This window comes from Streptomyces chumphonensis (genome assembly GCF_014779715.1).
In the GTDB taxonomy this organism is placed as follows: Bacteria; Actinomycetota; Actinomycetes; order Streptomycetales; family Streptomycetaceae; genus Streptomyces; species Streptomyces chumphonensis.
This window is the reverse complement of the sequence record NZ_JACXYU010000002.1, coordinates 403,436-416,944: the sequence shown is the minus strand read 5'-3', so window position 1 is coordinate 416,944 and position 13,509 is coordinate 403,436. Positions and strand designations below refer to the sequence as shown.

Sequence of the window (13,509 nt, the reverse complement as noted above, 5' to 3'; positions counted from 1 at the left end):
ATCCGCGCCACCCGGCGGCGCCGCGTCGACCGCACACCTCGCCCCACCGTGACGAAACGGGGAAGCTGAACCACCATGAGCGACACCGGACCCCACCTGACCGCCGGCCGCACCGCCCACGGCCCGTACGCGCTCGACATCGACCCGGGCACGGCGGGCTGGAGCCACAGCGCCCTGCGGATCGTCGAGCTCGCCCCCGGCGCGACGCACACGTTCGCCACCGGCGACAGCGAGTGGATCGTGCTGCCGCTGTCCGGCGGCTGCACCGTCCGCGTCGACGGACGGGACTTCGAGCTGACCGGGCGCACCGGGGTCTTCGCCGGAGTCACCGACTTCGCCTACGTGCCCCGGGACGCCGAGGCGACGGTCACGAGCCGGGACGGCGGACGGTTCGCCCTCCCCGGCGCCCGCTGCACACACCGCCTCCCGGCCCGCTACGGACCGGCCGCGGGCGTTCCCGTCGAGCTGCGCGGCGCGGGCCGGTGCTCGCGGCAGGTGCACAACTTCGCCGCCGCCGACGTCTTCGAGGCCGACCGGCTCATCGCCGTCGAGGTGCTCACCCCGGGCGGCAACTGGTCCTCCTACCCGCCGCACAAACACGACGAGCACCGTCCCGGGCAGGAATCGCGGCTGGAGGAGATCTACTACTTCGAGATCGCCCCGCACGCCGGTGCCGACGGCTTCGCCTACCAGCGGGTCTCGCCCTCCGCCGACGGCGGCACCGACGTCCTCGCCGAGGTCCGCACCGGGGACGCCGTGCTGATCCCCGACGGCTGGCACGGCCCCTCCATCGCCGCACCCGGCCACGCCCTGTACTACCTCAACGTCATGGCGGGCCCGGACGCCGAACGCGCCTGGCTCATCCGCGACCACCCCGACCACGCCTGGATCAGGGACACCTGGCGCGACGCCGACGTCGACGCGCGGCTCCCCTTCCCCCAGGAGCCCTCACCCCCGCAGGAGCCCCGATGACCACGACCCGCCGGCTCACCGTCGCCCAGGCGCTGGTGCGCTTCCTCGCCGCCCAGTACACCGAGCGCGACGGCGGGCGGCAGCGTCTGATCAACGCCGTGTGGGGCGTCTTCGGCCACGGCAACGTCGCCGGGATCGGCCAGGCGCTCGTCGAGTACCGGGACGCCATGCCCTTCCTCCAGGGCCGCAACGAACAGGCCATGGTCCACGCGGCCGTCGGCTACGCGCGCCACAGCGACCGGCTGCGCGCCCACGCCGTGACGACGTCCATCGGCCCCGGCGCCACCAACCTCGTCACCGGTGCGGCGCTCGCCACCGTCAACCGGCTGCCCGTCCTGCTGCTGCCCGGCGACACCTTCGCCACCCGCGTCGCCGACCCGGTGCTCCAGCAACTCGAGGTGCCCCACGCGGGCGACGTGTCCGTCAACGACACCCTGCGGCCCGTCTCCCGCTACTTCGACCGGGTGACGCGGCCCGAGGCGCTGATCCCCGCCGCCCTCCAGGCCGTGCGGGTGCTCACCGACCCGGCCGAGACCGGCGCCGTCACCCTCGCGCTGCCGCAGGACGTCCAGGCCGAGGCGTTCGACTGGCCGCGGGAGTTCTTCACCGACCGGGTGTGGCCCGTCCGACGGCCGCGCCCGGAACCGGCGGCGCTCGCCGAGGCGGCGTCGGCCCTGCGCGGCGCCCGGCGGCCGCTGCTCGTCGCGGGCGGCGGCGTCCACCACAGCGGGGCCCAGACGGCGCTGGCGGCCATCGCGGACGCCACCGGCGTCCCCGTCGCCGCCACCCAGGCCGGCAAGGGCGCGCTGCGCCACGACCACCCGGCCGACGTCGGCGGCATCGGCCACACCGGCACCGCGACGGCCGACGACCTCGCCCGCACCGCGGACGTCGTCCTGGGCGTCGGCACCCGCTGGACGGACTTCACCACCGCCTCCCGGACCCTCTTCGCCCACCCCGGCGTCCGCTTCGTCAACCTCAACATCACTCCGGTGGACGCCCACAAGCTCGCCGCCACCGCCCTCGTGGCCGACGCCCGGGAAGGGCTCGACGCCCTGCGGCGCGCCCTGGCGGGGCACCGCGTCACCCCCGCGTACGCCGCCGAGTACCGGGCGGGGAGGCAACGCTGGGAGCAGCGGGTGGACGCCGCCCTCGCGGCGCCGGAGCCCTCGGCCCGCCCCACCCAGGCCCAGGTCATCGGCGCGCTCGACGCCGTCGTCGGCGACGAGGACGTCGTCGTGGCCGCCGCCGGGTCGCTCCCCGGCGACCTGCACAGGCTCTGGCGGGCCCGGGCACCGCGCCAGTACCACCTGGAGTACGGCTACTCCTGCATGGGATACGAGATCCCCGGCGCGCTCGGCGTCAAGCTGGCCGCGCCCGACGCGCCGGTGTGGGCCCTCGTGGGGGACGGGTCGTACCTGATGATGCCCGGCGAACTCGTCACCGCCGTGCAGGAGGGCCTGAACATCAACGTGCTGCTCGTGCAGAACCACGGCTACGCCTCCATCGGCGGCCTCTCGGAGGCCACCGGGGCCGAACGCTTCGGCACCGACTACCGCTTCCGCGCCGAGGACGGCGGCTACACCGGTGAACCGCTGCCCGTGGACCTGGCCGCCAACGCCGCCTCCCTCGGCCTGGACGTCCTGCGCGCCGCGACCGTGGCCGAGCTGCGCGACGCGCTCGCCGCCGCCCGCGCCTCCCCGCGCCCCACCTGCGTGTACGTGGAGACCGATCCGCGTGCCTCCGTACCGGAGGCCCAGGCGTGGTGGGACGTTCCGGTCGCCGCCACCGCGACCCGCGCGGCGGCCGTCACGGCCCGCGAGGCGTACCAGCGGCAGGCCGCCGCCCGCCGCCACCACCTGTGACCCGTCCCGACCCGTCCGCCCCCACACCCGAAAGGCCGCCCATGAAGACCCTCGGCCACTGGATCGGCAACCGGTCCGTCCCCGGCGCCTCCGGCCGCTTCGCCCCCGTCCACGACCCGGCCACCGGTGCCCGCACCGCGCGCGTCCCCCTCGCGGACGTCGCCGAGGTGGACGCCGCCGTCGCCGCCGCCCGCACGGCCCACCGCACCTGGGGCACCACCTCGCTCGCCCGGCGCACGGCCGTCCTCTTCCGCTACCGCGCCCTGCTGGAAGCCCACCGGGAGGAGCTGGCGGCCCTCATCACCGCCGAGCACGGCAAGGTCCGCGCCGACGCGCTCGGCGAGGTCGCGCGGGGCCTGGAGATCCTCGAACTCGCCTGCGGCATCGGTGAGAAGCTCAAGGGCGAGCTGTCGACCGAGGTCTCCACCGGCGTGGATGTCGCGGCACTCCGGCAGCCCCTCGGCGTCGTCGCGGGCATCACGCCCTTCAACTTCCCCGCCATGGTGCCGATGTGGATGTTCCCGATCGCCGTCGCCTGCGGCAACACCTTCGTGCTGAAGCCGAGCGAGAAGGACCCCTCGGCCGCGTTCCGGCTCGCCGAGCTGGCCGCCGAGGCCGGTCTGCCCGACGGCGTGCTGAACGTCCTGGGCGGCGACCGCGCGGCCGTGGAGCGGCTGCTGGAGCACCCGGACGTGGCCGCCGTGTCCTTCGTCGGCTCGACGCCCGTCGCCCGGCACGTGCACCGGACGGCCGTCGCCCACGGCAAGCGGGTGCAGGCACTCGGCGGCGCCAAGAACCACATGGTCGTGCTGCCCGACGCCGACCTCGACCTCGCCGCCGACAGCGCGGTGAGCGCCGCCTACGGCTCGGCGGGGGAGCGGTGCATGGCGGTCTCCGTCGTCGTGGCCGTGGGGGAGAGCGGCGACGAGCTGGTCCAGCGGATCGCCGACCGCACCGCGCGGCTGCGCGTCGGCCCCGGCGACGACCCGGCCTCGCAGATGGGCCCGCTCATCACCCGCGAACACCGCGACACGGTCGCCTCCTACGTGACCTCCGCCCGCGCGCAGGGGGCCGAGGTCGTCCTCGACGGCACCGCCACGCGCGTCGAGGGCCACGAGGACGGCTACTTCCTCGGCGCCAGCCTGCTGGACCGGGTGCCGCTGGACGCCGACGCCTACCGCGACGAGATCTTCGGCCCGGTGCTGTGCGTCGTGCGGGCCGCGAGCTACGACGAGGCCGTCGGGATCGTCAACGCCTCCCCGTGGGGCAACGGTGCGGCCGTCTTCACCCGGGACGGGGGCGCCGCCCGCCGGTTCCAGCTGGAGGTGGAGGCCGGGATGGTCGGCGTGAACGTGCCCATCCCGGTGCCCGTCGGCCACCACTCCTTCGGCGGCTGGAAGGACTCCCTCTTCGGCGACCTGCACGTCTACGGCAACGACGGCGTCGCCTTCTACACGCGCGGCAAGGTCGTCACGACCCGCTGGCCCGACCCCGCCGACGCCGGCATCGACCTCGGCTTCCCCCGCACCGACCGCTAGCCGTCCCCGTCCGGGACGCACACGACCGGCTGGCGCTGCACCAGGTTGTTCGCGAACCCCCCGCGGTTCCACGGCTGCCGCAGCGGCTGGGTGTTCCCGGCGGCGTCGGTCGCGCGGGCGCTCAGCACGTGACGGCCCGGGGCGGCCGTCCACGTCGCCCGCCACCGGCGCCACGCCCAGCGGCCGGACCCGTCGGCGGGCGCGGGGTCCAGCTCCGCCGGCGTCCAGGTGGCGCCGTCGTCTGTGCTGATCTTGACGGCGGTCACCGGGGCGCGGCCGGACCACGCACGGCCCTCCAGGGTGATCCGCCCAGGCCGGACGACGCGCGTGCGGGACATGAAGTCCGGGAAGCCCGGCGGGACGAGCAGGGCGCGGGGAGCGATGCGGGTGACCGGCTCACCCGCATCGTCCGCGTCCTGCCGCAACCGGTAGGCGACCTGCTGCTGGAACCCGGTGAAGGGCTCGTCGACGACCGTCACCTCCCGCAGCCACTTCACGTGGGCCATGCCGTACCAGCCCGGCACGACGAGCCGCAGCGGGCGGCCGTGCTGCGGGGGCAGTGGGGAGCCGTTCATCGCGTAGGCGACCAGGACGCCGGCGTCCTGGTCCAGCGCGACGTCCAGGGGCAGGCTGCGCCGGTAGTCCTGCTCGACCCCGCGCTCCACCCCGTGGTCGGCACCCGTGAAGACCACCTCGACGCCGCTGTCCGCGACGCCCGCGTCGGCGAGCAGGGTACGCAGTTCCACGCCCGTCCAGTCGGCCGTGCCGACGGCCTCCAGGAGCCAGGGCTGGCTGACCGGACGGGGCGTCAGGAGGGCACGGCCGTTCCCGGCGCACTCCATCGTCACCCGCCGGGTGACGGCCGGACGCGCCCGCAGGTCGTTGAGGCCGACGGTGAGCGGGTGCCGCACACGTCCCCCGACCCGCACCTCCCAGGTCTCACCGTCCGTCCACGGGATGTCGTAGTGGGTGAGCACGTAGTGCAGCCCCGGCGGCGTCACGTCGTACCGCAGGGCCTCCAGTGGCAGACCGTGGTTGCGGGCCGCCAGGGCGAGTTCCTCGTGGCTCACACCCTCGTGCGGCTCGGCCAGCCAGGCGGGCGGGCTGATGTCGGCGAGACGTTGCCCCATGGGAACCAGTGTGGTCCCGCCCGCGCTCGCACACCACCGGGGACGACGGGGCGGCCGGGAGTTGACAGGGTCCGTCAGGCTGTCAAGGCTGGCGGGCATGCGCATCGGACTCATCGGCACGGGACGGATCGGGACCTTCCACGCACGCACCCTGCGGGGCCTGCCGGAGGTGGCGGAGCTCCTGCTCGCCGACGCCGACCCCGCCCGCGCCGCGACGGTCGCCGAGGCGGTCGGCGACGCCACCGCCCTCCCGTCCCCGGACGCGTTGCTGGCCGCCGCGCCGGACGCGGTCGTGATCGCCTCGGCGACGGCCTCCCACGCCGAGCTGATCGGCGCCGCCGCCCGCGCCGGGCTGCCCACGTTCTGCGAGAAGCCCGTCGCGGCGGACCTCCCCGGCACGGTGGAGGTGCTGGAGGAGGTCGAGCGGGCGGGCACCGTGTTGCAGATCGGCTTCATGCGCCGCTTCGACGCCGGATACGCGGCGGCCCGGGAGGCGGTGCGGACGGGTCGGCTGGGGCGGCTCCACACCGTGCGGACCGTCACCTCCGACCCGGCCCCGCCCCCGCCCGGCTACCTGCCGCTGTCCGGCGGCCTCTTCCGCGACTGCCTGGTGCACGACGTCGACGCCCTGCGTTGGGTGACGGGCCGTGAGGTCGCCTCCGTGTACGCCCTCGGTTCGGACGGCGGGCCGCCGATGTTCCGGGAGGCCGACGACGTCGCGACGGCGGCCGTCCTGCTCACGCTGGACGACGGCACGCTTGTCACCTCGACCGCCACCCGGCTGAACGGCGCCGGGTACGACGTCCGCATGGAACTGGCCGGTGAGCGCGAGCAGATCGCGGTCGGTCTGGACCCCCGCACGCCCCTCACCTCCGTCGAGCCCACCGCAGAACCGGGCGGCGGCGTGGCCTGGGACGGCTTCCTGACCCGCTTCGCCCCCGCCTACGAGGCCGAGTTGGCGGCGTTCGTCGCCCTCGCCCGGGGTGAGCGGGCCAACCCGTGCGACGGCCGCGAGGCCCTGGCGGCGCTGCGGGTGGCCGAGGCGTGCGAGGTGTCCCGCCGGGAGGGCCGGGCGGTCCGGCCGGCCTGAGGCGCCAGGACCTCAGGCCGGTGCTCCGTCAGGGCAGCAGCTCGTACGCCGGGAGGGTGAGGAAGTCGGCGTAGTCGGCGTCCAGGGAGACCCGCAGCAGCAGGTCGTGGGCCTCCTGCCAGCGTCCTTCGGCGAACGCCTCCTCGCCCAGCTCGGTGCGGAGCGCCTCCAGTTCCCGCGCGGCGATCGCGCGCACCAGCTCGGCCGTGACCCGCTGCCCGTCCTCGAGGACCACGCCGGCGTCCACCCACTGCCAGATCTGCGAGCGGGAGATCTCGGCGGTCGCCGCGTCCTCCATCAGGCCGAAGATGGCCACCGCACCGAGGCCGCGCAGCCACGCCTCGATGTAACGGATGCCGACCCGGACGGCGTCCACCAGGCCCTGGTGCGTGGGGCGGGCGTCGAGCGAGTCGACGGCGATGAGGTCGCCCGCGCCGACCCGGACGTCCTCGCGCAGCCGGTCCTTCTGGTGCGGGCGCTCGCCGAGCACCGCGTCGAACGACGCCCGTGCGACGGGGACCAGGTCCGGGTGGGCGACCCAGGAGCCGTCGAAGCCGTCGGCGGCCTCGCGGTCCTTGTCGTTCCGCACCTTGCTCAGGGCCCGCTCGTTCGCCTCGGGATCGCGGCGGTCGGGGATGAACGCCGCCATGCCGCCGATGGCGTGCGCACCGCGCTTGTGGCAGGTCCGCACGAGCAGCTCGGTGTAGGCGCGCATGAAGGGCGCCGTCATCGTCACGGCGTTGCGGTCCGGCAGGACGAACCTCTCCCCGCCGTCGCGGAAGTTCTTCACGATGGAGAACAGGTAGTCCCAGCGGCCCGCGTTCAGCCCGGAGGCGTGGTCGCGCAGTTCGTAGAGGATCTCCTCCATCTCGTACGCCGCCGTGATCGTCTCGATGAGGACCGTGGCGCGGACCGTGCCCTGCGGGATGCCGAGGCGGTCCTGGGCGAACACGAAGACGTCGTTCCACAGCCGGGCCTCGTGGTGCGACTCGGTCTTCGGCAGGTAGAAGTACGGGCCCTTCCCCAGGTCCAGCAGCCGCTGGGCGTTGTGGAAGAAGTACAGCCCGAAGTCGACCAGGGCGCCGGGCACGGCGCGCCCGCGCACCTGGAGGTGGCGCTCGTCCAGGTGCCAGCCGCGCGGCCGCATCACGACGGTGGCCAGCTCCTCGGTGGGCCGCAGGGCGTAGCTCTTGCCGCGCGCGTCGGTGAAGTCGATGCGCCGCTCGTAGGCGTCGATCAGGTTGGCCTGGCCGTCGACGACGTTGGCCCAGGTGGGTGCCGAGGCGTCCTCGAAGTCGGCGAGCCAGACCTTCGCGCCCGAGTTGAGCGCGTTGATGGTCATCTTCCGGTCGGTCGGACCGGTGATCTCGACCCTGCGGTCCTCCAGCGCGGCGGGGGCCGGGGCGACCCGCCAGTCGCCGTCGCGGATGTGCGCGGTCTCCGGCAGGAAGTCCAGGGTGCTCGTCCGGGCGATCTCCGCCCGCCGCTCCGCCCGGCGGGCCAGCAGCTCGTCACGACGTGCGGTGAACCGCTCGTGCAGCTCGGCGACGAACGCCAGGGCCGCCTCGGTCAGCACCTCGTCCTGCCGGGCGGGGGCCCGGTCGGGGTCGACATCGACGATGGCCAGCGGTGACGGCGCTGGTGCGGACATGTGCGCTCACTCCTCTTGGGTCTCCGAACGACCCTCCCACGCCGCCCCCTCGACGGTCGGGGGCCGGTGCCTGGGACGCCGGACTTCCGTGCTCGTGGTACGCGTGCGCGGCACGGGGTGCCACGCACCTTCGAAACTGGAGACTAGTTTCCTCATAGTGGAACTTCAATAGTTTGTTGACATCAAGATGGACGACGTCGAGAAGGACGAGTTCGAGATACCTCCACCACCCCGCACCCGCACCCGGACTCCCTCGCCGCGTCACGGTGGTGGACCCTCCCACCGGGGGAGGGTCCACCATGAACGCGTGCGGAACGAACTTCTCTCCATCGGGCGCTTCGCCCGGCTCTGCCGGCTCAGCGTCAAGCAGCTACGGAACTACGACGAGACGGGCCTGCTGGCTCCGGCCCACGTCGACACGGGCTCCGGCTACCGCTACTACACGGCCGGACAGGCGCGGGACGCCCTGACCATCGCCCTGCTCCGCGAGATGGACCTCCCCCTCGCCGTGATCGCGCGGGTGCTGGCCGCCGGCCCCGCCCACAGGGCGCGGCTGCTGGGCGCCGAGCGGGACGCGCTCGCCGAGCGGATCGGCCGGGACCGGGCACGGCTGGGCATGCTGGAGCGGCTCGCTGAGGACGGCCTGCCCGGCTACGAGGTGACGGTCGACGAGGAGCCGGAGCGGCGGCTGGCCGTGGTGCGGGCGTCCGGAACCCCGGGGGAGCTGAGCGGGCGGATCGGCGCGTGCGTCGCCCGGCTGCTGCCCGCGCTCGGCCGGGCGGGCGTCGCCGGGGAGCCGCCGCTGTGGGGGCTGTACGCGCTGGACGTCCGGGAGCGCGTGGAGGTCGCCGTCGGAGCACCCATCCCGCCGGGCGGTCGGACACCGGATCTGGAGTGCCTGACCCTGCCCGGCGGCCCGGTCGTCGAGACCGTGCACACCGGGCCCTACGAACAGCTGCCCCTGGCCTACAACGCCCTCTTCGCCACCGTCCACGAGCGCGGCCTGCGCCCCGCGGCGCCCGTCCGGGAGGTCTATCTCGCCGGGCCCGGCCAGGCACCGCCGGAAGACCTGACGACCCGGTTGATCATCCCCCTCCAGGAGCGTGCGGCATGACCAGAGTGCAGGGCATCGAGGCCCGCGACACCCGGCACTGCGAGACGACGGCGCTGGGCGTGCTGCTGCGGCACCGGGGGATCGAGCTGTCCGAGCCGATGCTCTTCGGGCTCGGCGCCGGCCTGTCCTTCGTCTACTGGGACAGCAAGAGCATGGGGTTCCCCTTCCTCGGAGGCCGGGTCAAGCCCTTCGAACTCACCAGGAACCTGGCCGCCACGCTGAACCTGGACCTCCGGGTGAAGGAGACCGCTTCCCCGCGCCGCGCGTGGGAGAACGTGGCGGCCCCCATCGACGCCGGCCACCCCGTCGGACTCCAGCTGGACAGCCACTACCTCGACTACTTCGGTTCGGACGTGCACTTCGGTGGCCATATCGTCGCGATGTACGGCTATGACGACCACGTGGCCTATCTGGTCGACACCGCCCCGGACCACGGAGCGGTCACGAGCCGACTGGAGAGCCTCGCGCGGGCGAGGGCCGCCCGCGGCCCCATGACGGCCAGGCACCGCTCCTTCACCCTCGACGTGCCACCGGACACGCCGTCCCCCCGGGCTCGGATCGCCTCCGCCATCGTGGCCTGCGCCGAAGCCTTCCTGAACCCGCCCATCGCCAACCTCGGCCACCGGGGCATCGGGAAGGCCGCGGCCTCGGTGCGCACCTGGCTGGACCGCACCGAGGCCCCGCATCTGGACCTGCCGGGCACCGCCTTCCTGATGGAGCGGGCAGGAACCGGCGGCGCCCTCTTCCGCAACCTCTACCGCGACTTCCTCGCCGAGAGCACCGAGACGCTCAACAGCCGTCGGCTGCGCACCGGCCACACGCTGTACGCGGAGGCCGCCACCCTGTGGACGGCCGTCGCGGAGCTGATCGAGCGGGCGGGCGCGTCGGCCGACGCCCGCTGCCTCGAACGGGCGGGCGACCTCCTCGTCGACCTGGCCCGCATCGAGCACGAGGCCATGCGGGCCCTGAGCGGCCTGGACGCCACGACCGGGACCTGACAGCCCGGACCCGTGCCCGCCGCCCCGTCCCGGAGCCGTCACTCCAGGCGGGAGAGGTCCGCCGGGGTGTCGATGTCCGCCGGGTCGGCCAGGTCGCCGCACTCCACCAGGGTGAGCGCGGCGGCATGGGCCCGCAGGTAGCCGCGGGCCCCCTGGTCGCCGGAGGCGGTGTCCGCCACTGCGGCCCAGTGGTCGCGGCCCAGGAGGACGGGGTGCCCGCGCCCACCGCCGTACGCCGCGGCGGCCAGCGTGCCGGGGCCCCGGAAGGCCGCCGCCACCCGCGCGACGGCCGCCGCGCCGATGCCCGGCTGGTCCACGAGCGACACCACGGCGCCCCGGGCCTCCGGGGCCAGCGCCCGCAGGCCGAGCCGCAGGGACGAGCCCATGCCGTCCTCCCAGGCCGGGTTGTCCAGCAGCACGCAGTCCTCCAGCCGGGCCTCCTCCCGCACCCGCTCCCGCGCGGCGCCCAGCACCACGTACACCGTGCCGCAGCCCGCGTCCCGCAGGACGCCTACGGCGTGCTCCACCAGGGGACGCCCCCGGTGCGGCAGGAGCGCCTTCGCGCGCCCGCCGAGCCGCCGTCCGCCCCCGGCCGCCAGCAGCAGTCCGGCGAGCCCTTCCGGTCCCGTCCGCTCGTCCATGCACCTGACCCTACGGAGCGCCTGCCCCGGCCGCCGAGGCGACGCCCGCACGATGGGGCTTATGACGGCCACGACCCGCCCCGCGCCACCCCTGACCGCCAACCCCGCCGACCCCCGCTTCTGGCAGCGGCCGCAACGCGAGCAGCGGGCGGCCTTCGCCCGGCTGCGCGCCCTGGACGCCCCCGCGTACTGCACCGACCCGACCTCCGGCCGGGGCTTCTACGCGCTGGTCCGGCACGCCGACGTCGTCGAGGCCAGCCGCAGGCCGCAGGTCTTCACCAGCGCGGCGGGCGTCACCACGCCCGAGCCCGCGCGCTGGGTGCGGGCCCTCTTCGGCGACTCCATGGTCAACCTGGACGACCCCCAGCACGCCCGGCTGCGCCGGACCGTCGCCCGTGCCTTCACACCCCGCGTGCTGGCGGACGCCGAGGCGGACATCCGGGCCCTCTCCACCCGCATCGTCGACGACATGGTCGCCGAGCGGCCGGACGACTTCGTGACGGCCGTCGCCTCCCGGCTGCCGTTCGAGGTGATCTGCAACATGATGGGGATCCCCGAACGCCACCGACCGGAGATCCTGGACCGCGTCAACCACGCCTCGGAGCACATCGGCGTCGCGCGCACCCGGCTGCGGGTGCCGGGCAGGGGCCTGCGCGCGCTGGCCCGGATGCAGCGCATGATCGCCGTCCTGGCCCGCGACCGGCGCCGCCGTCCGGCCGACGACCTCGTCTCCGCGCTCGTCCACGCCGACGTCGACGGACAGGCGCTCACCACCCGGCAACTCGGCGCCTTCTTCTCGCTGCTGATGGTCGCCGGGGTGGAGACGACCCGCAACGCCATCGCGCACGGTCTGGCCCTCCTGACCGACCACCCCGACCAGCGCGCCCTGCTGGCCGCCGACTTCGACGCGCACGCCGAGGGCGCCGTCAACGAGATCGTGCGGCACGCGACGCCGATCATCCAGTTCCGCCGCACCGTCGCGGAACCCTACGCCCTGGGCGGACGCACCTTCCGGCCCGGCGACAAGGCGGTCCTCTTCTTCGCCTCCGCCAACCGGGACGAGGCGGTCTTCGCCGACCCGGACGCCTTCGACGTCACGCGCACGCCCAATCCCCACCTCGGGTACGGCGGCGGCGGCCCGCACTACTGCCTGGGCGCCCACCTGGCCAAGCGTGAGATGACGGCGCTCTTCCGGGAACTCCTCACCCGCACCCCGGACATCCGCGCCACCGCGCCCCCGGTGCTCGCGGCGTCGAACTTCGACAACCGGGTGCGCTCGCTGCCCTTCGCCTTCGACTGAGGTCACCGCCGCGCCGGGCCCGACCCGGCGGTGAGCTCTTGCGCGGGCGCGGCGGGCTGCGTAGACACAAGGGCGGGGACGACCGAGCGGCGGGAGGTCGCGGTGACGGAACGGGCGGTCAGCGAGGCGGCGGCGACGTTCGACGCCATCGGTGCGGAGTACGAACGGGCCTTCGGTCATCTCCCGGAGCTCCGGGCGGCGGTGGAGTGGCTGACCGGGCGGCTGCCGGCGGGCGCCCGGGTGCTGGACGTCGGCAGCGGGACCGGACGCCCCGTGGCCGAGGCGCTGGTGCGCGCCGGGCACGAGGTCACGGGCATCGACGTCTCGGCGGCGATGGTCGAACTCGCCCGCGCCCGGGTGCCCGGCGCCCGCTTCGAGCGGCGGGACGTCCGCGACCACGACGCGGAGCCCGGAGCCTACGACGCCGTGTGCGCCTTCTTCCCGTTCCTCCAGATGCCCCGGCCGGACATCGACGCGACGCTCTCCCGCATCGCCGGCTGGCTCACCCCGGGCGGACACCTCGTCACCTCGACGGTGCCCGCCGACGTGGAGGGCCTGGACATCGTCTGGATGGGTCGGCCGGTGCGCGTCACCAGCTACGCGGCGGACGACTTCCTCCTGCGGCTGAGCCGGGCCGGACTGGAGGTCGTCCACCACGCCGTGACCTCCTTCGTGCCCGTGGGCGTCGGCGCGGAACCGGAGGACCACCTCTTCTGCTACGCCCGCCGCCCCACCGCCTGACGGGGTCCGTTTGGAGGCCGCGCACCGCGACGGGGGAGCGCGACCCCGTCGACGCGGGCTGTGCCCACGTCATCTGCCGTGCCCTGCCGCACTGTCGGCGTCCGCTGTGGTGAGGGGCACAGGCGCGGGGCTGGCACGGCCGCCCACGGGTCTGGGATGCTGCTGTCCTCCAAGCGACGGCGGAACGAGGAAGCCGGTGAGATTCCGGCACGGTACCGCCACTGTGTAGGGGGAGCGACTCCGCCGAAGCCACCGCCCGCTCGGGTGGGAAGGCCGGGGAAGCGTCGATCCCGAGTCAGGAGACTCACGCCGTCGCACCTCGACGTTCCGGGGCGGATTTCCCCGAGAGAGGACGGTGGCACCCCGTGTGCCCGCGTACCCGTGTGATCCCTGACCTCGGCGCTGCTGCTCCGGAACGGCCGCCTTCGCCGTCCGCCCGCCCCCGGCCCTCGGACCACTGAGCCCGGCG

The 13,509-nt window shown here is 74.8% G+C and carries 11 protein-coding genes and 1 riboswitch; of the genes, 8 read left to right on the top strand and 3 right to left on the bottom strand.

Annotated elements, in window-relative coordinates; genetic code table 11:
• Window positions 1-75: 75 nt before the first annotated feature.
• From iolB to IF129_RS07125, 3 genes are read left to right on the top strand one after another with little or no spacing between them, the layout of a single operon-like run.
• On the top strand, window positions 76-972 hold the full coding sequence (iolB, locus tag IF129_RS07135; protein ID WP_191208622.1) for a 5-deoxy-glucuronate isomerase: 897 nt from the start codon (window positions 76-78) through the stop codon (window positions 970-972).
• Window positions 969-2,837 carry a 3D-(3,5/4)-trihydroxycyclohexane-1,2-dione acylhydrolase (decyclizing) gene (iolD, locus tag IF129_RS07130; RefSeq protein ID WP_191208621.1) on the top strand — a complete coding sequence of 623 codons (1,869 nt, stop codon included), beginning with the start codon at window positions 969-971 and terminating at the stop codon, window positions 2,835-2,837. The genes iolB and iolD overlap by 4 nt, the downstream gene beginning before the upstream one ends.
• A gap of 41 nt (window positions 2,838-2,878) precedes the next feature.
• Window positions 2,879-4,375 (top strand): CoA-acylating methylmalonate-semialdehyde dehydrogenase, encoded by a 1,497-nt coding sequence (locus IF129_RS07125; protein WP_191208620.1) that lies wholly within the window; start codon window positions 2,879-2,881, stop codon window positions 4,373-4,375.
• On the opposite strand, the gene IF129_RS07120 is transcribed toward IF129_RS07125, so the two are convergent.
• Window positions 4,372-5,505 carry a sulfite oxidase gene (locus IF129_RS07120; protein ID WP_191208619.1) on the bottom strand — a complete coding sequence of 378 codons (1,134 nt, stop codon included), beginning with the start codon at window positions 5,503-5,505 and terminating at the stop codon, window positions 4,372-4,374. The two genes, IF129_RS07125 and IF129_RS07120, sit on opposite strands and share 4 nt — an antisense overlap.
• 97 nt (window positions 5,506-5,602) lie before the next feature.
• Between IF129_RS07120 and IF129_RS07115 the strand changes: the two genes are divergently transcribed.
• Window positions 5,603-6,595, top strand: coding sequence for a Gfo/Idh/MocA family protein (locus tag IF129_RS07115; RefSeq protein WP_191208618.1), 993 nt, complete (start codon window positions 5,603-5,605; stop codon window positions 6,593-6,595).
• Window positions 6,596-6,623: 28 nt separating this feature from the next.
• Here IF129_RS07115 and aceB read toward each other — a convergent pair whose 3' ends face one another.
• Window positions 6,624-8,246 (bottom strand): malate synthase A, encoded by a 1,623-nt coding sequence (aceB, locus tag IF129_RS07110; RefSeq protein ID WP_191208617.1) that lies wholly within the window; start codon window positions 8,244-8,246, stop codon window positions 6,624-6,626.
• Between the two features lie 307 nt (window positions 8,247-8,553).
• On the opposite strand from aceB, the gene IF129_RS07105 reads away from it, so the two are divergent.
• Both IF129_RS07105 and IF129_RS07100 read left to right on the top strand, forming a co-directional pair.
• Window positions 8,554-9,360, top strand: a complete 807-nt coding sequence (locus tag IF129_RS07105; protein WP_191208616.1) for a MerR family transcriptional regulator — start codon at window positions 8,554-8,556, stop codon at window positions 9,358-9,360.
• Entirely contained in the window at window positions 9,357-10,358 is a 1,002-nt protein-coding gene (locus IF129_RS07100) for a BtrH N-terminal domain-containing protein (protein WP_191208615.1), read from the top strand. Before IF129_RS07105 ends, IF129_RS07100 begins: the two co-directional genes overlap by 4 nt.
• A 38-nt stretch (window positions 10,359-10,396) precedes the next feature.
• On the opposite strand, the gene IF129_RS07095 is transcribed toward IF129_RS07100, so the two are convergent.
• On the bottom strand, window positions 10,397-10,999 hold the full coding sequence (locus IF129_RS07095) for a nucleotidyltransferase family protein (protein WP_191208614.1): 603 nt from the start codon (window positions 10,997-10,999) through the stop codon (window positions 10,397-10,399).
• 61 nt (window positions 11,000-11,060) lie between these two features.
• On the opposite strand from IF129_RS07095, the gene IF129_RS07090 reads away from it, so the two are divergent.
• Both IF129_RS07090 and IF129_RS07085 read left to right on the top strand, forming a co-directional pair.
• Window positions 11,061-12,299 carry a cytochrome P450 gene (locus IF129_RS07090; protein WP_224754488.1) on the top strand — a complete coding sequence of 413 codons (1,239 nt, stop codon included), beginning with the start codon at window positions 11,061-11,063 and terminating at the stop codon, window positions 12,297-12,299.
• 102 nt (window positions 12,300-12,401) lie between these two features.
• A complete protein-coding gene (locus tag IF129_RS07085; RefSeq protein WP_191208612.1) occupies window positions 12,402-13,040 on the top strand; it encodes a class I SAM-dependent methyltransferase in 639 nt (212 codons plus the stop codon).
• Between the two features lie 142 nt (window positions 13,041-13,182).
• Window positions 13,183-13,366, top strand: a riboswitch (cobalamin riboswitch).
• Window positions 13,367-13,509: the final 143 nt, after the last annotated feature.

What these genes read in the sequence shown, in the direction of transcription:
- iolB (WP_191208622.1), top strand. Translation starts at nt 76, where the DNA reads ATGAGCGACACCGGACCCCACCTGACCGCCGGCCGCACCGCCCACGGC.
- iolD (WP_191208621.1), top strand. Translation starts at nt 969, where the DNA reads ATGACCACGACCCGCCGGCTCACCGTCGCCCAGGCGCTGGTGCGCTTC.
- IF129_RS07125 (WP_191208620.1), top strand. Translation starts at nt 2,879, where the DNA reads ATGAAGACCCTCGGCCACTGGATCGGCAACCGGTCCGTCCCCGGCGCC.
- IF129_RS07120 (WP_191208619.1), bottom strand. Translation starts at nt 5,505, where the DNA reads ATGGGGCAACGTCTCGCCGACATCAGCCCGCCCGCCTGGCTGGCCGAG.
- IF129_RS07115 (WP_191208618.1), top strand. Translation starts at nt 5,603, where the DNA reads ATGCGCATCGGACTCATCGGCACGGGACGGATCGGGACCTTCCACGCA.
- aceB (WP_191208617.1), bottom strand. Translation starts at nt 8,246, where the DNA reads ATGTCCGCACCAGCGCCGTCACCGCTGGCCATCGTCGATGTCGACCCC.
- IF129_RS07100 (WP_191208615.1), top strand. Translation starts at nt 9,357, where the DNA reads ATGACCAGAGTGCAGGGCATCGAGGCCCGCGACACCCGGCACTGCGAG.
- IF129_RS07095 (WP_191208614.1), bottom strand. Translation starts at nt 10,999, where the DNA reads ATGGACGAGCGGACGGGACCGGAAGGGCTCGCCGGACTGCTGCTGGCG.
- IF129_RS07090 (WP_224754488.1), top strand. Translation starts at nt 11,061, where the DNA reads ATGACGGCCACGACCCGCCCCGCGCCACCCCTGACCGCCAACCCCGCC.